Consider the following 17,705-nt stretch of genomic DNA (forward strand, 5'->3'; position numbering starts at 1 on the left):
CGGCAGTGAATGGATGGGCGCGCTGTGGCTCGAAGCCGGGACACCCAAGGTGGCTGTCATTCTAAGCCACCGCCGCCGTTCGAACACCGCTCAGATCGTGCGCGAGAAGCGCCGCAGGCTCGCCTGTCCCAGATAGCGGTCGAACACCGACGCGACGTTGCGCACCAGCATGCGCCCGGCGGGCAGCACGCGGATCGCGTCGCGCGACAGGTCGATCAGGCCGTCGTCGGCCATCGGCGCGAGGCGCGCGAGTTCGCTGGCGAATGCGGTGGGAAATTCGATGCCGTGCGTGCTCGCGACATCGTCGAAACGCAGCTCGCCGCCGCACATGAGACGCATGATGACGTCGCGGCGGAGTTCGTCGTCGGCGCAAAGACGCACGCCGCGCGCGATGGCGAGGCGCCCCGCATCGATCGCGGCGGCGTAGTCGGCAAGCTCGCGCGCGTTTTGCGCATAGACGTCGCCGATCTTGCCGATCGACGACGCGCCGATGCCGATCAGATCGCAATCCGCATGCGTGCTGTAGCCCTGGAAGTTGCGCTGGAGCGTGCCCGCTTCGAACGCGCGCGTGAGTTCGTCGCCGGGCAGCGCAAAATGATCCATGCCGATATACACGTAGCCCGCGTCGCTCATGCGCGCGATCACGCGCTCGAGAATCGCGAGGCGCTCGGTGGCGGAGGGCAGCGCGCTTTCGTCGATTTGCCGCTGCATCTTGAAGAGCGCCGGCATGTGCGCGTAGCCGAATACGGAGACGCGGTCGGGCTTCAGATCGACGATCGCGTCGAGGGTGCGCGAGAAGCTCTCGACGCTTTGATGCGGCAAGCCGTAGATCAGATCGACGCTCACCGACTTGAAGCCGTTCGCGCGCGCGGCGTCGAGCACGGTTTCGGTCATCGCGCGCGGCTGGATGCGGTTGACGGCGCGCTGCACGCGCTCGTCGAAATCCTGCACGCCGAGGCTCAGGCGGTTGAAACCGAGTTCGCGCAGCAACGCGATGGTTTCCGCCGATGCTTCGCGCGGATCGACTTCGATCGAATATTCGGCGCGGTCATCGGGGACGAGGTTGAAATGCTCGCGCGTGGCGGACATCAGCTCGGTCATCTCGTCGTGCGACAGGAAGGTCGGCGTGCCGCCGCCCCAATGGAGTTGCGTGACCGGGCGTGAGGTATCGAAGAGCGCGGCCTGCAACGCGAGTTCGCGCTTCATCCGGTCGAGATAAGGGCGTGCGTGTGCGCGATTTTTCGTCGCGACCTTGTTGCAGCCGCAATAGAAGCAGACCGTGTCGCAGAACGGGATGTGGAAGTAGAGCGAGAGATCGGCGCTCGCGCTGCTGTTTTTCGCCGCTTCGCGATAATGCGCGGGGTCGAACGAATCGGTGAACTGGACGGCGGTCGGATAGGACGTGTAACGCGGACCGTGCGCGTCGTAACGCGCGAGCAGGTCGGGGCGAAAGGGCGGGGCAGCGGGAGTCATGGCGGACCTCTGGGAATCATCCGAGTCTAATCGGACGATGCGCGCCGGAATTGCGTGATAAGGTCGCAGCCCGAAGGCACCGATTTGACGAAGCGCAAAGGTGAGGCGTGGGACAATAGCGTTTCCTTTTGCGCTGTCCAGTGTCGTCATGTCGATCGATTCTTCGCCCCATGCCTGTCGCGAGGGCTGCGGCGCCTGCTGCATCGCGCCGTCCATCTCCAGCCCGATTCCGGGCATGCCGGAAGGCAAACGCGCGGGCGAGCGCTGCATTCAATTAGGCGATGATCTGCGCTGCGGGATATTCGGCGATCCGCGCCGGCCCGCATGTTGTGGCGGGCTGCAGCCTTCCGCGGAGATGTGCGGCGAGACGCGCGAATATGCGCTCGTGTGGATCGAGAGGCTGGAAGCGCAGACACAGCCGACGCAACTGTCGTGACGATCGGCAGTCCAAAGCCCGAACCGCGCCACGAGGCGCAGACCTGAAGAAACGCATTGGAGGATCACGCATGACGGAACCCGTCGCGCCGCTGCGGCGCCGGTTCGTGCTCGCAGGACTGATGTCGCTGCCCGCACTCGTACTCACATCGAAGGCCCGCGCGGCCTCGAACTCGATATTCCCGTTCATTCCGGACCACTACACATTTTCGACGCAGCAGGTTCAGGCCGCCGTCGCGCGCAAGTTCCCGCTGCAACGCACGGCCTCGCAGATCTTCGACGTCGTTCTGAGCAATCCGGTCGTCGGCATGGCGCCGGATCGCAATCGCGTGACGGTGAAAGTCGACGCGCGTCTGGCCACGCCGTTCATGCCGAATCCCGTGGTCGGCGTGTTCACGCTTTCGACGCAACTCGGCTACGACGCGCCGAGTCGTTCCGTCATCCTGATTTCACCGAGTGTTGACGATGCGCAGCTAACCGGCGACGCCGCGCAATATAACCAGCAGATCGCCTCGGTCGGCGCGCAACTGGCGGCCCAGTTGCTCGATCGCTATCCGATCCACACCTTCAAACCGGAGGAGCTCCAGTTCGCCGGAGTGTCGTATGAACCCGGTACAATCACAGTCCTTACAAACGGCATACGTGTGCAGATCGTTGAGAAGTAAGTCGAAATCTCTGCGCAATGTGCTCCACAAGCAACGGCGATAACGGCTAACAAGGGCTGACGGATGGACTGGATATTGATGGTGAAGGCGCTCATTCTGGGCGTCGTCGAGGGCTTGACCGAATTTCTGCCGGTTTCGAGCACGGGGCATCTGATCGTGGCGGGCAGTTTGCTGAACTTCACCGACGCGCAGTCAAAAACGTTCGATGTCGTCATTCAGTTCGGCGCGATTCTCGCGATCTGCTGGGAATATCGCGCGAAGATCGGCTCCGTGGTGGTCGGTCTGCCGGCGCGCGCGGACGCGCGGCGCTTCACGCTGAACGTGATCATCGCGACGATTCCGGCCATCGTGCTGGGTCTGCTGTTCGAGAAAACCATCAAGTCGGTGCTGTTTTCGCCGGTGCCGGTGTCGGTCGCGCTGATCGTCGGCGGCATCGTGATTCTGTGGGCCGAGGCGCGCCAGCGCGAACGCGCCGCCATGACGCGCGTGTATTCCGTCGACGATCTCACCTATGTGGATGCCTTCAAGGTCGGTCTCGCGCAATGCTTCGCGCTGATTCCGGGCACCTCGCGCTCGGGCGCGACCATCATCGGCGGGATGCTGTTCGGGCTGGAGCGGCGCGTCGCCACGGAGTTCTCGTTCTTCCTCGCCATCCCGATCATCTTCGGCGCGACGCTCTACGAAATGGCGAAGTACTGGCGCACGCTGACGGTGGACGATTTCGGGCTGTTCGCCATCGGGATGGTGGCCGCGTTCGTGAGCGCCTTCGTCTGCGTGCGCTGGCTGTTGCGCTACGTGGCGTCGCACGATTTCACGGCGTTCGCGTGGTATCGGATCGGCTTCGGTTTGCTGATTCTGATCGTCGGCTACAGCGGCGGGTTGAGCTGGGCGGACTGAGCGCGGTTTCGTCGCGCACGATGCAAAACGCCACGGCTTGCCGTGGCGTTTGTCTTTTCCGGGTAGGGCTCTCTCAGCGGCGGCGGAACATCAGGTCCCATACGCCATGTCCGAGCCGCAGGCCTCTTCGCTCGAACTTCGTGACGGGGCGGAAATCCGGGCGCGGCGCATAGCCGTCCGCGGTGTTTTCCAGCGCGCGTTCCGCCGAAAGGACTTCGAGCATCTGCTCGGCGTAATTCTGCCAGTCGGTCGCGAGATGGATGTACGCGCCCGGCTTCATGCGCGACACGAGCAGCGCGACGAACTTCGGCTGAATCAGACGGCGCTTGTGATGACGCGCCTTGTGCCACGGATCGGGGAAGTAGATATGCACGCCGTCGAGGCTGTCCGGCGCGATCATGTGTTCGAGCACTTCCACGGCGTCGTGCTGAAGGATGCGGATATTGCCGAGCCCTTGCTCGCCGATCAGCTTCAGCAGCGCGCCAACGCCCGGTTCATGCACTTCCACGCCGATGAAGTCATCGCCCGGACGCGTGGCCGCGATTTCCGCCGTGGTCGCGCCCATGCCGAAACCGATTTCCAGCACGCGCGGCGCCTTGCGTTCGAAGAGCGCGTCCCAGTCGCCGGGTTGCGGCGTGTAGGGCACGACAAAACGCGGGCCGAGTTCGTCGATCGCGCGTTGCTGGCCCGGCGACACGCGGCCCGCGCGCGTGACGAAGCTGCGGATGCGGCGATGGCGCAGCGTGGCGTTCGCGTCTGTTTCGGAGTGGACGTCGTTTTCGATGCCGTCGTCGGCGTCGTCCTGAAGATCGTGGTTCATGGCAAGGCGATGCTGGAAACTAAAAAGCCGCCCAAACGTGACTTGGGGCGGCTTTCGCTGGGATTCTGGAGCGGGCGATGGGAATCGAACCCACGTCTGTAGCTTGGGAAGCTACGGTAATAGCCATTATACGACGCCCGCATGAGGCGGCTATTGTAAGCGCAACGCGTCCCGAGGCGCAATCGCGCCCGGTGGCGCTCAGATGCCGAAGAGCGTCATCGAGACCGCCATGCGCGTCACCACCATCAACAGCACCTGCACGATCACGAACAGCAGGATCGGCGAGAGATCGATGCCGCCCAGGCGCGGCAGAATGCGGCGCAGCGGATCGAGGAACGGCGCGGTGATCTGATAGAGCAGCGGCATCGCCGGCGACTGCGGGTTGAGCCACGACAGCAGCGCCATCAGGATCGTCACCCAGATGATGAGGTTAAGCGCCCATTTGACGACCGTCAGCAATGCGACGAGCAGAAGCATCGGCACCATGAGTGTCGGATCGATGCCCGCGAGCACGACCATCAGCGTCACGTAGACAGCCGACGCAATGAATGCCGCGAGAATGCTGGCCCAGTCGACCTTGCCGCCAGGCAGGATCTTGCGCAACGGCAGCACGAGCCAGTTGGTCGCCTGCATCACGGCATTCGAGACGGGGTTGTAGGGCGGCATGCGTACGACCTGCATCCACGCACGCAGCAGCAGCGCCGCGCCGAACAGGGTGAACAGGGTATTGAGCAGAAAACGGGCGATCTCGCCGAACATCTCGGGTCCTCTAGGATGCGTGGGGTCGTTTGAGCGAAAGGGTGAAGAAAGCGAAAGCTAGCGCGTGAAGCGCTGCCCGCCTGGCGTGTCGATATCGACGAGGCCGTCCGCGCGGCGCGAATGGTGGATGCTGACCTTGATCATTGTTCGTTCTCTGGACTTGAGTATCGTGCCGGAACCATCGCGGCGCGGCGCCTGGATTCCCCGCCCGCCAAATCGTCTGGTGGGATGCGCCGGACGTCACCATATCATGGCTTTAAAGCAGCTTGGGGACGTTGTCGCACGTGCCGCGCGCGATTCTTCGCGCGAATGCGTGAAAGGCTGGCGAAAGTTCCGCGCAAGCCGGTTTGCACGGTGCGCGCCAGCATCGGAAAACCCTAGTGTTGCCAATTTGAGACGATCTCGGAAAAGCGCATTTCATGCAAAACTGGCAGGATATAAAGACAAAGAGCGAAAGGGCGAAACGGCAGGGCGGATGCGAATCTGTTTCTCCCGGTCACGCAAACGGATAAGAACAAGGGCTTTTTTCAACGCGGAGGTGTGTATCGAAACGGCATGCTTTCTGCTGAATGTGGTTTAACGCACATCGACGCGAAGACTTGGTTTCTTTGCGAACATCGATGCACGGACAGGGCGCTCAATATCAAAGAGAAGACAGATTCAGCGGGAGAACGTGCGGTCCGAGGCCGCCGGGCTTCCCTTGGGGTTTCATTCGCTACGTTCGGAGGTCGCCATGAGCATTTTCTCTTATCGAAAGCATCTGCGATTCTTGAGCCAGGCCCAGCGTCGCCGCTGGTGGGACCAGAAAAAGCGTCTGACGCCGCGGGTCGTGATCGGCGCGGCTTATGTGCCGCCGAACGTCACACGTGAGTTTGCCTACGTCAAAGTGGGCTGAATCAAATACTAGCTTCGGGTATTTCGCGTAATACATGAAAAGCCCCGCCGGACGGATTTGTCCGGTGGGGCTTTTCCTTTCTTTTGTAATTAGACGTTACGCGCGTTTTATCGATCGCTGCGGAGTCCACGCGTCGTGTCGCGCCGAAGTCCGCCGAACGGTCGATCGGAGCGCAGTTGCACGCGCGCTCCGGCTTACACATTCGCATGCGCGTTAAGGAACTTGCAATTTGCAACAAATGGCTTCTGCGACTGGCGCGCTTTTTCGATAAATTGTTTTCATACCGTCGCTCGTGAGCCGTGCAGACCGGCCAACACGCGAAGCGGCGAGGAGAACGAAAGTGAAAAAGCTCGGTGGTCTTTTGGTTGCTGGCGCGCTCGGCGTGGGTTTCGCCACTGTTGCGCAAGCGCATGTTTCGGTCGGCGTGGGTATCGGGGTGCCGGCCTATCCGGTGTATGCCGCGCCGCCCGCGCCCGTCTATATGGCTCCGCCGCAGCCGGTGTATGTGGCGCCGCCTCCGCCTGTCGTGTACGCGCCGCCGCCCGCGGTGGTCGTCGGCGGTTATGGCGGATACGGTTATTACGGCCGTCCGTACTATGGCCGCCCTTACTATGGGCATCACGGCTATTACCGGCACGGGCCGGGCTACTGGCGCCATTGAGCGGTCCGCCGGATAAACAGAAAGGCGATGCGAGCATGCATCGCCTTTTTGTTTGGGCGTGGGAAAATGGTGTCCCTCTTCGCCTCGAAGGCCGACTCCGATGTCCTCACTTCCCGCCCCGACTTTCGATGACGTCGCCGATGCCGCCAGGCGCATCGAAGGCGCCGCCCATCGCACACCCGTCCTGACCTCCCGCACTGCCGATGCCATCGCGGGCGCATCGCTCTTCTTCAAGTGCGAGAACTTCCAGCGCATGGGCGCGTTCAAGTTCCGCGGCGCGTACAACGCGATCTCGCATTTCGACGAGCGTCAGCGCGCGGCGGGCGTCATCACGTTTTCGTCAGGCAATCACGCTCAGGCAATCGCGCTGTCGGCGAAGCTCGCCGGCATCCGCGCGACGATCGTGATGCCCGAGGACGCGCCCGCCGCGAAGATGGCAGCGACGCGCGGCTACGGCGGCGAAGTGATCACCTACGACCGCTATACGCAGAACCGCGAGGAAATCGGCCGCAAGCTCGCCGAGGAGCGCGGCATGACGCTGATCCCGCCTTACGACCATCCGCATGTTATCGCGGGGCAGGGCACGTCGGCGAAGGAACTGATCGAGGAAACCGGACCGCTCGATTATCTGTTCGTGTGTCTCGGCGGCGGCGGGCTGATCGGCGGATGCGCGCTCGCGGCGGCGGCGCTTGCGCCGGACTGCAAGGTCATCGGCGTCGAGCCGGAAGCGGGCAACGACGCGCAGCAGTCGCTCGCGCGCGGCGAGATCGTGCATATCGAAGTGCCGCGCACGATCGCCGATGGCGCGGCGTCGACGCATGTCGGCGAATACAACTTCCCGATCATCCAGCGTCACGTGGACAGCATCGTCACCGTGAGCGACGCGCAACTCATCGAGACGCTGCGCTTTTTCGCGCAGCGCATGAAGATGGTCGTCGAGCCGACCGGCTGTCTCGCGGCGGCCGCCGTGTTGCAGAAGGTGGTGCCGGTCGAGGGCAAGCGGGTTGGCGTGATCGTCTCGGGCGGCAACGTCGATCTGGCGAAGCTGGCTCAGTTCGTCGCGTGACGCCGCATTTTCACGATGCCGCGTGGACGATCAGATCGCGGTAGCCATTGACTATCACGCTATACGAGAAGTACGCGAAGAGCACCGCGGACATGACGTGGCAGGCGCGCAGAAGCTGGGTTCCGGCGCGCTTTCTTCCGTGGCTCGCGAGCGTGCAGATGAAGATCGTCCAGCCGAGCCCGCCGGCGAAGAAGCCGATGAGAAACACCGAAGCGCTCAAGGGACTCGTCGCGCCGCTTTTCGCGATCAGCGCGCCGCCTACCGCCGCGAACCACAGAATCGCACTCGGCGATGAAACCGCCAGCAGGCATCCGCGTACGAAGCTTTTCCAGTGCGCGGGCAGCGGCGCGCTGTAATCCGCCTCGCCTTCGACGGGTGGCGCGGTCGCCGGATTGAGCGCCTCGCGCGCCATCTTCCAGGTCAGAAAGAGCAGCACGATCGCCCCGCCGATCCACACGACCCAGCGCACGGCGGAAAACTGCAGCAACGCCGACATGCCCGCCAGCGCGAGCGCCGCGTAGAACAGATCGCCGAAACACGTTCCGAGGCCGAGCACGAGCCCCGGCCTGAAGCCATGCGACAGCACGAGCGAAATGATCGCGACGTTGGCGATCCCGATATCCAGACACAAAGACAGCGACAGAAAAAAACCGTCCGACAGCAGCGGCCACGAATGCATGTTGTTATTGATGATTGTGAAGGGCGAAGCTTATGTCGAGGTGTCCGGTCGGCACGCTCATGGTGTTGCGCGTAATGGGGTTGCGAAAGGCGGCGAGCGTATCGCGTTGCCGCTCTGTGCCGATGCCGAGCAGATCGAGCACATGCACGACGACCGCATTGAGCACCGATGTGTTGCCGTCCTCGACCTTCACCGCTATGCCGAGCGCGCCTTGCTCGCGCCGCACGCCGATCGCGTAGCTCGCGTCCGCGCCCGTCTTGCCGACGAGTTCGCCGCCGAACGCCTGCATCAGCAGCGTGCAGAAGCGCCCCTCGCCCGCGACGAGTTCGGGATACGACGTCATCGCGCGATGGATGCGGGCAAGCGGCGAGCCCTCGGGCGCAGCGGCGATCTTCATGTAGAGCCGCGCGAGACGTTCGAGCGGGAAGGCGGGCGTCGGCAGATTGCAACCGTCGATGGCCCATTGCACTTCGTCGTCGGCGAGATCGACGGCGCGCGCCATCGTGCGCTTCACGTGCATCTGCAGCGGATGCTCGGGCAAGTGGTAATCGGCGAGTGGCGCGTCGATCGCCCGCGCGCCCGCCAGCATGCCGGCGTGCTTGCCGGAGCAGTTGCTGCAAACAGCCGTCGGCGTGAAGTCGCGCCTGATCCAGTCTTTGTATACCGCTTCGGAAATCGGCGGATGGCCGCCGCAGCGCAGATCGCTTTCGCTCGCGTTCGATCTGGCGAGCATCGCCCGCGCGCGCTCGATATGACGCGGCTCGCTGCTGTGCGAGCCGCACATCAGCGCGAGGTCTTCATCGGTGAAACCGAAGCGCGTGAGCGCGCCCGTTTCGATGATCGCGAGCGCCTGCGCGGGCTTCGCCGCCGAGCGCGGCAGCGTCACGCGATACGGATCGCCGAAGGAATGCACGAGCCGCCCGTGAGCATCGACGATGGCGACGTGCGCCGCATGCGTGTTCTCGACGACGTCGCCGCGATAGAGCGTGGCCGCGATCATGATTTATCCAGTCCGAGTTCGTTCCAGAGCGCATCGACGCGGCGCTTCACGGCTTCGTCCATCACGATCGGGCGGCCCCATTCGCGTGTCGTTTCGCCGGGCCACTTGTTGGTCGCGTCGAGCCCCATCTTCGATCCGAGGCCCGCCACCGGCGAGGCGAAGTCGAGATAGTCGATCGGCGTGTTGTCGACCATCACGGTGTCGCGCGTCGGATCGACACGCGTCGTGATCGCCCAGATGACTTCGTTCCAGTCGCGCACGTTCACGTCTTCGTCCACCACGATGATGAACTTCGTATACATGAACTGCCGCAGAAAGCTCCACACGCCGAACATCACGCGCTTCGCGTGGCCGGGGTAGCTCTTCTTCATCTGCACGATCGCCATGCGATAACTGCAGCCCTCGGGCGGCAGATAGAAATCGGTGATCTCGCTGAACTGCTTCTGCAGCAAAGGCACGAACACTTCGTTCAACGCGACGCCGAGTACGGCGGGCTCGTCGGGCGGCTTGCCGGTGTAGGTGGAATGGAACAGGGCGTCGCGGCGCATCGTGATCTTCTCGACGGTGAAGACCGGAAACCATTCCTGTTCGTTGTAGTAACCGGTGTGATCGCCGTACGGCCCTTCGAGCGCGTGCTCGTATTTCGCGGCGGCGCCGGCCGACGGACGCGGCGGCGCGCCTGCGGGCGCGGGCGGCGGTGCGCCGTCCTGCGGATAAATGAAGCCTTCGAGCACGATCTCGGCGCGCGCCGGCACCTGCAGCGTATCGACGCCCGGCGTCAGGCACTTCGCGAGTTCGGTGCGTGAGCCGCGCAGCAGGCCGGCGAACTGATATTCGGACAACGAATCGGGCACTGGCGTCACGGCGCCGAGGATCGTCGCGGGATCGGCGCCGAGCACGACCGCGACCGGGTAAGGCTTGCCGGGATTCGCCAGCGCGAATTCGCGGAAGTCGAGCGCGCCGCCGCGATGCGCGAGCCAGCGCATGATGAGTTTGTTGCGCCCGATCAACTGCTGCCGGTAGATGCCGAGATTCTGGCGCGGCTTGTTCGGCCCGCGCGTGACGGTGAGGCCCCAGGTGAGCAGCGGTCCGGCGTCGCCGGGCCAGCAGGTCTGTATCGGCAGCCGATGAAGATCGACGTCGTTGCCTTCCCACACCACTTCCTGACAGGGCGGCGCGCTGACCGCTTTCGGCGCCATGTCCCATACGGCCTTCGCGAGCGAAAGCAGCTTGCCCGCGTCCTTCAGGCCTTTTGGCGGCTCCGGCTCCTTGAGCGCCGAGAGCAGCCTGCCGACGTCGCGCAGCGAGCTGAGCGCGGCGACGTCGCTGCCGAGGCTGACATCGGAGCCGCTCTGCGCTTCAGTTTCGATGCCCATGCCGAGCGCGACGCGCCGGGTCGTACCGAACAGGTTGGCGAGCACGGGCATCGTGTGGCCGGTGGGCGCTTCGAAGAGCAGCGCCGGTCCGCCCGCGCGCAATACGCGATCCGAGATTTCGGTGATTTCGAGAACGGGAGAGATGGGCTGCCGAATGCGGCGCAATTCGCCGAGCGCTTCGAGGCGGGCGGTGAAGTCGCGCAGATCTTTATATTTCATCGATGGTCGAAATAGGGCTCGGAGGCGCCCGATGCACGCGGTGAAGGGCCGGGACGGCTGCGCGCTAGGCGATTGTCGATTTTACCTGCGTCGGCGTCCGTGCGTTGGGGGACATTCAGTAAATTCCTGTGGGAAAGGCCCGTGAGACGTGCTTTTCGGGCGCTGAACGGTGTTCAATATAACTGTAAGTAATTGAAACAGAAGTCTATAGCATTGACGGATCATTAAACCCTGATAGAATCGCCTCACACCCATTGCAGGTTTTGAAAGTTTTTACCTTAGCCTCAGGTTTTTCAGACGCACATGCGTCGCCTGCGCCGCTCCTGCCCGGCGATTCATGGCTGTTGGTTGTTCTTGCCGGCGTTTGACACGCCGGTTTTTCGCGTGGAAAGCCATGTGCGCAACCAGGGCATGCAGTTCGTGCCGCGCAACCGGTGGTCTTTGACCGGATCGGCTTTTCAGACGGCGCATGCCGTATCCCCGATGCCGCTTACGCTTGCCAGGTGCGAGCGGTGTCTGATTTGTGTTTCGAATGCGTATTCAATTCGTATTCATCTGCGCAAATCATGCAACATTGGGAGTATCGATGAACGCTTCATTCTGGTGGGGTTCCGACACCCGCGCCGCGCAGATCGTGCGTGTGGCGCTACGTCGTGGACGCCGTTTGAGTCACCATCTCTTCGCCATCGTCGGCTGCGCGGCGGTTGTCAGCGCGCTCGCACTGTGGTTGCTGCCATCGTGGCGCACCACCTTCGCCGCAAAGATCATGCCGTTCGTGTCGGCGGCCGTGCAGGCCGGACCGGCGCGTCTGCTCGCAGGCCAGCCGCTGCCGCCGTTCGCGGCGGTGCATCGCGCGCCGAGCGATCCGATGCTGCCCGCGAACCTTGCAGCCAACGCTGCATCGGTCAAGTCCAAGGCGCCCGGCGCCGCCGTGCCGTCGCTCGGCGCGGCCGCGTCCGACGACGCCAGCACCCATCGGCTCACCGGCGGCATCAGCCTCGCGGTCTCGCCCAACGGGCTGGACCCGCGCACGATGCCGTCCGTCGGCATGCTCGCGAGCATGATTCCGGCGCAACGCGTCGTCGCCGATGCGCGCGACGACCGCGTGCTCGTCTCCACGCGCGAGCAGAAGCTCGTCGCGAACTTCATCGCGCGCCGTTATCGCGTGGCGGAAGATCCGGTCAGCGAACTTGTGCGCGCTGCGTTCGACACCGGCCGCGAAGTCGGCCTCGATCCGCTGCTGCTGCTCTCCGTGATGGCGATCGAATCGGGCTTCAATCCGTATGCCGAAAGCGGCGTGGGCGCACAGGGCCTGATGCAGGTGATGTCGAAGGTTCATTCCGACAAATTCCAGTACTTCGGCGGCTCGCACGCGGCGCTCGATCCGCTCGCGAACATCAAGGTGGGCGCGCTGGTGCTGAAGGACTGCATCGCGCGCGGCGGTTCGGTGGCGGGCGGTCTGCGCTACTACGTCGGCTCGACGACCCAGGACGACGGCGGCTACGGCGCCAAGGTGCTGGCCGAGCGTTCGCGCCTGCGCGATGTCGCGCGCGGCCGCAATGTGCCGATCAATGCGCCGCAAGCGCCGGTTCAGGCCGCGCCGAAGCAGGTGCTGGCCTCGACTGCTGCGGACAAGCGCGTTCACGTGACGATCGACTCGGCGAAGAAGTCGGCATCGCAGGATGATGGCGACGGCGAAACGAAGCACGTCGCGTCGGCGGAATTCGGCGCTTGAGGCATTCGCCAGACGTAAAAGAAGAAGGGCACCACGCGGTGCCCTTTTTTATTGCCGGACGCGATCAGATCATCGGGCGAACAGCGTTCCCAGCCGCTGCACCGCTTCTTCGAGCTTCGAATACGCCGTGGCGTAAGAAAGACGAATGTAGCGCTCCGGCGCATGAAAGCCGAAATCCGCGCCCGGCACGAGCACGACTCCCGCGTCGTGGAGCATCGAGTGCGTGAGCGCATCGCTGTTGCCGGCGGCGGGATGGTGAACCGTCGTCGTATCGGCGTAGACGTAGAACGCGCCGTCGGGCACGACCGGTACACCGAAACCCAGCGAGCGCAGCGCCGGCACGATGTAGTCGCGCCGCCGCTTGAACTCCAGCCGGCGCGCTTCGTAAATCGCGAGCGTCTCGGGCTGGAAGCACGCGAGCGCTGCATGCTGCGCAAGTGCCGACGCGCAAATGAACAGGTTTTGCGAGAGCTTCTCGACCGCGCCGACCATCGCGTGCGGCACGACGAGCCAGCCGAGCCGCCAGCCGGTCATGTTGAAATACTTCGAAAAGCTGTTCACCGTCACGACATCGTCGCCGAAGGAGAGCGCGGACACGGGCTTCGCGTCGTAGCTCAGCCCCTGATAGATCTCGTCGACGATCGTGAAGCCGCCGCGCGCACGCACTGTCTCGACGATGCGCCGCAACTCGTCCGGCTCGATCGACGTGCCGGTCGGATTCGACGGCGACGCGAGCAGCACGCCGCGCGTTCTATCCGTCCAGCTTTCCTCGACATGCGCGGCCGTAAGCTGAAAGCGCTCGGCCGGACCGCTCGCGATGAGCACCGGCTTGCCATCCGCCGCCGACACGAAGTGCCGGTTGCACGGATAACACGGGTCGGGCATCAGCACTTCGTCGCCGTTGTCGACGAGCGCCATGCACGCGAGCAGCAGCGCCGCCGACGCGCCCGCCGTCACGACGATGCGCTCCGGCTCGACCGCGAGGCCGAAGGTATCGCGATAATGCTGCGCGATCGCCTCGCGCAGGGCGTGAATGCCGAGCGCGTTGGTGTACTGCGTGACGCCGCGCTTGAGCGCATCGGCGGCGGCGTGGATCACCGGCTCCGGCGCGGTGAAGTCCGGTTCGCCGATGCTCATGTGGATGATGTCGCGGCCCGCGCGCTCCAGCGCCTGAGCCTCTTTCATCAGCTCCATCACGTAGAACGGCTCGATCACATCGACGCGCGACGCGAGCCTGACGAGCGGTTCCGAAGCGCCGGTCATTTACGCTCCGCGCCCGCGCGCCTGCGCCTCGGCGGGACGCATCACGACGGCGAGCTTGTCGAGCACGCCGTTTACGTACTTGTAGCCGTCCGAGCCGCCGAAGGTCTTAGTCAGCTCGACCGCTTCGTTGATGACAACGCGATACGGCACGTCGATGTGATGCTTGAACTCGAACGCGGCGACCAGCAACACCGCGCGTTCGACCGGCGACAACTGCTCGATCGGGCGGTCGAGACACGGCTGCAACTGCGCGGACAGCGCGTCGGATTCCTTGATCACGCCGTGCAGGATCGCATCGAGATGCGCCTGATCGGCCTTGTCGAAGCCCTGTGCGTTGCGCAATTGCGCGTCGATTTCGCCGGCGGGCGCGCCCGACAGCAGCCATTGATAAAGCCCTTGCGTCGCGAGCTCGCGCGAACGGCGGCGTGCGCTCTTCATGCGCGGTCCTCGTCTTCTTCGTCTTCGTCTTCGTCATCGCCGCCGAGCTGCTCGAGCGCGACGGACAGATTCGCCATTTCGACCGCCACGCGTGCGGCGTCGCGGCCCTTCTCGGTCATGCGGGCGACGGCTTGTTCGTCGTTTTCCGTCGTCAGAACGGCGTTCGCAACCGGAATGCCGAAATCGAGCGCGATGCGCGAGATGCCCGCGCCGCTTTCGTTCGACACGAGTTCGAAGTGATATGTCTCGCCGCGCACGACCGCGCCGAGCGCGATCAGCGCGTCGAACTGGCCGGACTCCGCGAGCTTTTGCAGCGCCAGCGGAATTTCGAGCGCGCCGGGCACGGTGACGAGCAGCACGTCCTGGCCGATCACGCCGAGGCGCTCCAGCTCTTCGATGCACGCGTCGGCGAGGCCGTTGCACACCGGTTCGTTGAAGCGCGACTGCACGATGCCGATGCGCAAGCCGTCACCGTCGAGGTTCGGCTGGTATTGTCCGATTTCCATGAATGAGGTCCTTCCCTTGGAATTGTATGGAATGGGGTTGTGCGGCCGGCGGTTTCAGACCGAGCGCAACTGGGTGAGGGGCGTGTCCACGGGCGCGGCGGTGGCGGGGCAGCCGGGCATCGGCACGAAGCCCGTCACTTCCAGGCCGTAGCCCGACATGCTGCCCAGCTTGCGCGGATTCGCGAGCACTTCCATCCTGCCGACGCCGAGATCGCGCAGGATCTGCGCGCCGATGCCGTAAGTCTTGAAGTCGATCGGGCGGCGCTTGAGCACCGCCGCTTTTTCCTTCTGGTCGAACGCCTGAAACACGTCGACGAGATGTTCCTTCGTGTCGCCGCAGTTGAGCATGACGATCGCGCCGAGGTCGCGCGCGGCGATTTCCTTCATCGCGGCGTCGATGGTCCACGAATGCGTCGACGAATCGATTTCGAGCAGATCGAGCACTGAAAGCGGCTCGTGCACGCGCACCGGCGTGTCGCGGTCGGGACGCGGCGCGCCGCGCACGAGCGCGATGTGCGGCGAGCCCGTCGGCTCGTCGCGGTACAGCACCGCGCGGAACGGGCCGTGCGCGGTCTGCATCGTGCGCTCGCAGACTTTCTCGATGATCGACTCGGTGCGGCTGCGGTAATGGATCAGATCGGCGATCGTGCCGATCTTGATGCCGTGCTGCTGGCTGAACTCGATGAGATCGGGCAGGCGCGCCATCTCGCCGTCGTCCTTGATGATCTCGCAGATCACCGCGGCGGGCGTGAGGCCGGCGAGCGCGGTGAAGTCGCAGCCGGCTTCGGTGTGGCCCGCGCGCACCAGCACGCCGCCCGGCTGCGCCATGATCGGGAACACGTGGCCCGGCTGGACGATATGCTCGGCGCGCGCGTCGTGCGCGACCGCCGCGGCGATGGTCTTCGCGCGGTCGGCGGCGGAAATGCCGGTCGTCACGCCTTCCGCCGCTTCGATGCTGACCGTGAACGCCGTGCCGTACTGCGTGCCGTTGCGATGCGTCATGAGCGGCAGATTCAGCTGCTTGCAGCGGTCCTGCGTGAGCGTGAGGCAAATGAGGCCGCGGCCGTGCTTCGCCATGAAATTGATGGCTTCGGGCGTGACGAATTCGGCGGCGATGACGAGATCGCCTTCATTTTCGCGGTCTTCTTCGTCGACGAGAATCACCATCCGGCCGGCTTTCAGTTCAGCGATGATCTCAGGAGTGGAGGCGAGCGACATGATGACGTCCCGTGCGGGGTCCGGTTTGGGGAAAGGGCGTATTTTACGCCACGGCAGATGGACCGAGGCTGAAATCACTTGCCGTCGACGGATGGAGATTTGCCTAAGCCATTCGGATGAATGGTGTGGCGGCGTTGCGCTTGAGAAACTAGGGGCGTCTTAAACTTCAATGCGCAAATATCGTACAATGTTAAGTACATTAATTCGTACGGAGCCTGCCGTGGCTTACACCGCAAAGGACATCATCCCGCTGTCGCAGGCGCGTGCCAATCTTTCCGAACTGGTCGAGGAAGTGCGCGGCGGAACTGAAAAAATCATCACCAAGAATGGCGAAAGTTGCGCAGCGCTGATCAGCACGGAGAAGCTCGAGATGTACTACCGGATGGAGCGCAATCGGATTCACATGCTGCTGCTGGAGGACGCACTTGCAGGTCTGGAAGATCTGAAGGCCGGGCGCCATGAAGACGCCTTCGAAGTACTCGCGCGCTACAAGGCACGAATCAAGGCGAAGAAAGACGCAGCCGGAGGGCCGGACGGTGACTGATCAGCGTGGACGTGTGACTGTCCGAAGCATGAGCAGTTTTGCGGCTCGACTCTCGGACATGGAGCGTTACTGGGTAAGAAAGGACAATCTGGACGGCTTCGTTCGAATACTTCAGTCGCTCGAAGAAGAAGTCGTTCCGCTGCTTCAGCGTTTTCCCGCGCTCGGCCGCCGCTTCCTCAATACCAGACCCGATACGGTCCATGCGTTACTCGCGTACGAAAAGCTCGCCGATGCAACGGAATCCGCCAGCATCGCTGCGGAACTCCGCGAGTATGTTTTCGACGACCACGTGCTCCTATATCTGCTGGCGGACGACACCATCTATCTGGTCTCCATCCGTCACTGCAAGGAAGTGTCCTTCGAATTCGACTACTTGTGGGGCGCCCAGTCCTGACTCGCGAAACGGCGACTCACTGCGCGTTCATCATCCGCTCGACATAGCGCGCGATCAGATCGATTTCGAGATTGACCTTCGCGCCCTTGGCGAGCGCCCTGAGCGTCGTGACTTCGACCGTATGCGGAATCAGGTTGATGGAGAATTCGCAGCCATCCGCGCGGTCGCTGACGGAATTCACAGTGAGACTCACGCCGTTCACCGTCACTGAGCCCTTGTAGGCCAGATATTTGCCGATGTCCTTCGGCGCGACGATGCGCAACTCGTGCGATTCGCCCACCGGCTCAAACTTCGACACCACGCCCAATCCATCGACGTGCCCTGAAACGAGATGCCCGCCCAGCCGGTCGTGCGCCCGCAACGCCTTCTCCAGATTCACGCCGGCGCCGGCATCGCCGAGGCCGACCGTCTTGTTCAGGCTTTCGCGCGACACCTCGACGTCGAACGCATCGGCGGACTTCTGAATGACCGTCATACACGCGCCCTGAATCGCGATGCTGTCGCCGAGTTCGACATCGGCGAGATCGAGCGCGCCCGCGGCGACCGTCAGGCGAACGCCCGCTTCCGGCTCCGCGCCGAGCGGCGTGACTTTTTCGATGCGGCCCACCGCCGCGACGATTCCTGTAAACATCGGTTTCGTTCCTTGATTGCGTGTGTGATCC

At 63.7% G+C, this 17,705-nt stretch carries 20 protein-coding genes and 1 tRNA gene; 9 read left to right on the forward strand and 12 right to left on the reverse strand.

What is annotated here, in order from left to right; translation table 11 throughout:
• Nucleotides 1-90 precede the first annotated feature (90 nt).
• Nucleotides 91-1,473, reverse strand: coding sequence for an oxygen-independent coproporphyrinogen III oxidase (gene hemN, locus BTHE68_RS03510; RefSeq protein ID WP_162065159.1), 1,383 nt, complete (start codon nucleotides 1,471-1,473; stop codon nucleotides 91-93).
• Between the two features lie 148 nt (nucleotides 1,474-1,621).
• On the opposite strand from hemN, the gene BTHE68_RS03515 reads away from it, so the two are divergent.
• From BTHE68_RS03515 to BTHE68_RS03525, 3 genes are all read left to right on the forward strand, one after another.
• The gene (locus BTHE68_RS03515; RefSeq protein WP_162065160.1) at nucleotides 1,622-1,909 is read left to right on the forward strand and encodes a YkgJ family cysteine cluster protein; all 288 of its coding nucleotides are present in this window, start codon (nucleotides 1,622-1,624) and stop codon (nucleotides 1,907-1,909) included.
• Between the two features lie 70 nt (nucleotides 1,910-1,979).
• Complete coding sequence (locus tag BTHE68_RS03520; RefSeq protein ID WP_061179707.1) at nucleotides 1,980-2,573, forward strand: DUF1439 domain-containing protein; 594 nt, start codon at nucleotides 1,980-1,982, stop codon at nucleotides 2,571-2,573.
• A 63-nt stretch (nucleotides 2,574-2,636) separates the two neighbouring features.
• On the forward strand, nucleotides 2,637-3,470 hold the full coding sequence (locus BTHE68_RS03525; protein ID WP_162065161.1) for an undecaprenyl-diphosphate phosphatase: 834 nt from the start codon (nucleotides 2,637-2,639) through the stop codon (nucleotides 3,468-3,470).
• Between the two features lie 73 nt (nucleotides 3,471-3,543).
• Here BTHE68_RS03525 and trmB read toward each other — a convergent pair whose 3' ends face one another.
• From trmB to BTHE68_RS03540, 3 genes are all read right to left on the reverse strand, one after another.
• Complete coding sequence (gene trmB, locus BTHE68_RS03530; protein ID WP_162065162.1) at nucleotides 3,544-4,290, reverse strand: tRNA (guanosine(46)-N7)-methyltransferase TrmB; 747 nt, start codon at nucleotides 4,288-4,290, stop codon at nucleotides 3,544-3,546.
• A gap of 66 nt (nucleotides 4,291-4,356) precedes the next feature.
• Nucleotides 4,357-4,431 (reverse strand) — tRNA-Gly (locus tag BTHE68_RS03535).
• A 57-nt stretch (nucleotides 4,432-4,488) separates the two neighbouring features.
• Nucleotides 4,489-5,049 (reverse strand): YggT family protein, encoded by a 561-nt coding sequence (locus BTHE68_RS03540; RefSeq protein WP_162065163.1) that lies wholly within the window; start codon nucleotides 5,047-5,049, stop codon nucleotides 4,489-4,491.
• Between the two features lie 733 nt (nucleotides 5,050-5,782).
• On the opposite strand from BTHE68_RS03540, the gene BTHE68_RS36570 reads away from it, so the two are divergent.
• From BTHE68_RS36570 to BTHE68_RS03550, 3 genes are all read left to right on the forward strand, one after another.
• Nucleotides 5,783-5,944, forward strand: coding sequence for a hypothetical protein (locus BTHE68_RS36570; protein WP_167354150.1), 162 nt, complete (start codon nucleotides 5,783-5,785; stop codon nucleotides 5,942-5,944).
• Between the two features lie 340 nt (nucleotides 5,945-6,284).
• Entirely contained in the window at nucleotides 6,285-6,605 is a 321-nt protein-coding gene (locus BTHE68_RS03545; protein ID WP_061179428.1) for a hypothetical protein, read from the forward strand.
• Nucleotides 6,606-6,705: 100 nt separating this feature from the next.
• Nucleotides 6,706-7,671 carry a threo-3-hydroxy-L-aspartate ammonia-lyase gene (locus tag BTHE68_RS03550; RefSeq protein WP_061179429.1) on the forward strand — a complete coding sequence of 322 codons (966 nt, stop codon included), beginning with the start codon at nucleotides 6,706-6,708 and terminating at the stop codon, nucleotides 7,669-7,671.
• A gap of 10 nt (nucleotides 7,672-7,681) precedes the next feature.
• Here BTHE68_RS03550 and BTHE68_RS03555 read toward each other — a convergent pair whose 3' ends face one another.
• Genes BTHE68_RS03555 through BTHE68_RS03565 form a run of 3 tightly spaced genes read right to left on the reverse strand, consistent with a single transcriptional unit; the run spans nucleotide 7,682 to nucleotide 10,945 of the window.
• Nucleotides 7,682-8,350, reverse strand: a complete 669-nt coding sequence (locus BTHE68_RS03555; RefSeq protein ID WP_162065164.1) for a LysE family translocator — start codon at nucleotides 8,348-8,350, stop codon at nucleotides 7,682-7,684.
• 4 nt (nucleotides 8,351-8,354) lie between these two features.
• Nucleotides 8,355-9,350: an asparaginase gene (locus tag BTHE68_RS03560; RefSeq protein ID WP_162065165.1), complete on the reverse strand. Its 996-nt coding sequence runs from the start codon at nucleotides 9,348-9,350 to the stop codon at nucleotides 8,355-8,357.
• Nucleotides 9,347-10,945 carry a UbiD family decarboxylase gene (locus tag BTHE68_RS03565; RefSeq protein WP_162065166.1) on the reverse strand — a complete coding sequence of 533 codons (1,599 nt, stop codon included), beginning with the start codon at nucleotides 10,943-10,945 and terminating at the stop codon, nucleotides 9,347-9,349. The genes BTHE68_RS03560 and BTHE68_RS03565 overlap by 4 nt, the downstream gene beginning before the upstream one ends.
• 586 nt (nucleotides 10,946-11,531) lie before the next feature.
• On the opposite strand from BTHE68_RS03565, the gene BTHE68_RS03570 reads away from it, so the two are divergent.
• Nucleotides 11,532-12,680 carry a transglycosylase SLT domain-containing protein gene (locus BTHE68_RS03570; protein WP_162065167.1) on the forward strand — a complete coding sequence of 383 codons (1,149 nt, stop codon included), beginning with the start codon at nucleotides 11,532-11,534 and terminating at the stop codon, nucleotides 12,678-12,680.
• A gap of 69 nt (nucleotides 12,681-12,749) precedes the next feature.
• Here the strand turns inward: BTHE68_RS03570 and BTHE68_RS03575 are convergent, their stop codons facing one another.
• The 4 genes from BTHE68_RS03575 to ribBA are packed head-to-tail and all read right to left on the reverse strand — an operon-like array spanning nucleotide 12,750 to nucleotide 16,105.
• Nucleotides 12,750-13,943 (reverse strand): pyridoxal phosphate-dependent aminotransferase, encoded by a 1,194-nt coding sequence (locus BTHE68_RS03575; RefSeq protein WP_162065168.1) that lies wholly within the window; start codon nucleotides 13,941-13,943, stop codon nucleotides 12,750-12,752.
• Nucleotides 13,944-14,381: a transcription antitermination factor NusB gene (gene nusB, locus BTHE68_RS03580; RefSeq protein WP_162065169.1), complete on the reverse strand. Its 438-nt coding sequence runs from the start codon at nucleotides 14,379-14,381 to the stop codon at nucleotides 13,944-13,946.
• Nucleotides 14,378-14,887 carry a 6,7-dimethyl-8-ribityllumazine synthase gene (gene ribH, locus BTHE68_RS03585; RefSeq protein ID WP_061179436.1) on the reverse strand — a complete coding sequence of 170 codons (510 nt, stop codon included), beginning with the start codon at nucleotides 14,885-14,887 and terminating at the stop codon, nucleotides 14,378-14,380. The genes nusB and ribH overlap by 4 nt, the downstream gene beginning before the upstream one ends.
• 54 nt (nucleotides 14,888-14,941) lie before the next feature.
• Entirely contained in the window at nucleotides 14,942-16,105 is a 1,164-nt protein-coding gene (gene ribBA / locus BTHE68_RS03590) for a bifunctional 3,4-dihydroxy-2-butanone-4-phosphate synthase/GTP cyclohydrolase II (RefSeq protein ID WP_162065170.1), read from the reverse strand.
• Between the two features lie 220 nt (nucleotides 16,106-16,325).
• Between ribBA and BTHE68_RS03595 the strand changes: the two genes are divergently transcribed.
• Together BTHE68_RS03595 and BTHE68_RS03600 are read left to right on the forward strand one after the other, a co-directional pair.
• Nucleotides 16,326-16,649: a type II toxin-antitoxin system Phd/YefM family antitoxin gene (locus BTHE68_RS03595; RefSeq protein ID WP_162065171.1), complete on the forward strand. Its 324-nt coding sequence runs from the start codon at nucleotides 16,326-16,328 to the stop codon at nucleotides 16,647-16,649.
• A 58-nt stretch (nucleotides 16,650-16,707) separates the two neighbouring features.
• Nucleotides 16,708-17,043, forward strand: a complete 336-nt coding sequence (locus tag BTHE68_RS03600; protein WP_232077895.1) for a hypothetical protein — start codon at nucleotides 16,708-16,710, stop codon at nucleotides 17,041-17,043.
• Between the two features lie 16 nt (nucleotides 17,044-17,059).
• On the opposite strand, the gene BTHE68_RS03605 is transcribed toward BTHE68_RS03600, so the two are convergent.
• The gene (locus BTHE68_RS03605) at nucleotides 17,060-17,674 is read right to left on the reverse strand and encodes a riboflavin synthase (protein WP_162065173.1); all 615 of its coding nucleotides are present in this window, start codon (nucleotides 17,672-17,674) and stop codon (nucleotides 17,060-17,062) included.
• Nucleotides 17,675-17,705: the final 31 nt, after the last annotated feature.

Source organism: Burkholderia sp. THE68 (assembly GCF_009938265.1).
Classification (GTDB): Bacteria; Pseudomonadota; Gammaproteobacteria; order Burkholderiales; family Burkholderiaceae; genus Caballeronia.

Coding starts and splice junctions, on each gene's coding strand:
- hemN (WP_162065159.1), bottom strand. CDS start 1,473: ATGACTCCCGCTGCCCCGCCCTTTCGCCCCGACCTGCTCGCGCGTTAC.
- BTHE68_RS03515 (WP_162065160.1), top strand. CDS start 1,622: ATGTCGATCGATTCTTCGCCCCATGCCTGTCGCGAGGGCTGCGGCGCC.
- BTHE68_RS03520 (WP_061179707.1), top strand. CDS start 1,980: ATGACGGAACCCGTCGCGCCGCTGCGGCGCCGGTTCGTGCTCGCAGGA.
- BTHE68_RS03525 (WP_162065161.1), top strand. CDS start 2,637: ATGGACTGGATATTGATGGTGAAGGCGCTCATTCTGGGCGTCGTCGAG.
- trmB (WP_162065162.1), bottom strand. CDS start 4,290: ATGAACCACGATCTTCAGGACGACGCCGACGACGGCATCGAAAACGAC.
- BTHE68_RS03540 (WP_162065163.1), bottom strand. CDS start 5,049: ATGTTCGGCGAGATCGCCCGTTTTCTGCTCAATACCCTGTTCACCCTG.
- BTHE68_RS36570 (WP_167354150.1), top strand. CDS start 5,783: ATGAGCATTTTCTCTTATCGAAAGCATCTGCGATTCTTGAGCCAGGCC.
- BTHE68_RS03550 (WP_061179429.1), top strand. CDS start 6,706: ATGTCCTCACTTCCCGCCCCGACTTTCGATGACGTCGCCGATGCCGCC.
- BTHE68_RS03555 (WP_162065164.1), bottom strand. CDS start 8,350: ATGCATTCGTGGCCGCTGCTGTCGGACGGTTTTTTTCTGTCGCTGTCT.
- BTHE68_RS03560 (WP_162065165.1), bottom strand. CDS start 9,350: ATGATCGCGGCCACGCTCTATCGCGGCGACGTCGTCGAGAACACGCAT.
- BTHE68_RS03565 (WP_162065166.1), bottom strand. CDS start 10,945: ATGAAATATAAAGATCTGCGCGACTTCACCGCCCGCCTCGAAGCGCTC.
- BTHE68_RS03570 (WP_162065167.1), top strand. CDS start 11,532: ATGAACGCTTCATTCTGGTGGGGTTCCGACACCCGCGCCGCGCAGATC.
- BTHE68_RS03575 (WP_162065168.1), bottom strand. CDS start 13,943: ATGACCGGCGCTTCGGAACCGCTCGTCAGGCTCGCGTCGCGCGTCGAT.
- nusB (WP_162065169.1), bottom strand. CDS start 14,381: ATGAAGAGCGCACGCCGCCGTTCGCGCGAGCTCGCGACGCAAGGGCTT.
- ribH (WP_061179436.1), bottom strand. CDS start 14,887: ATGGAAATCGGACAATACCAGCCGAACCTCGACGGTGACGGCTTGCGC.
- ribBA (WP_162065170.1), bottom strand. CDS start 16,105: ATGTCGCTCGCCTCCACTCCTGAGATCATCGCTGAACTGAAAGCCGGC.
- BTHE68_RS03600 (WP_232077895.1), top strand. CDS start 16,708: ATGGAGCGTTACTGGGTAAGAAAGGACAATCTGGACGGCTTCGTTCGA.
- BTHE68_RS03605 (WP_162065173.1), bottom strand. CDS start 17,674: ATGTTTACAGGAATCGTCGCGGCGGTGGGCCGCATCGAAAAAGTCACG.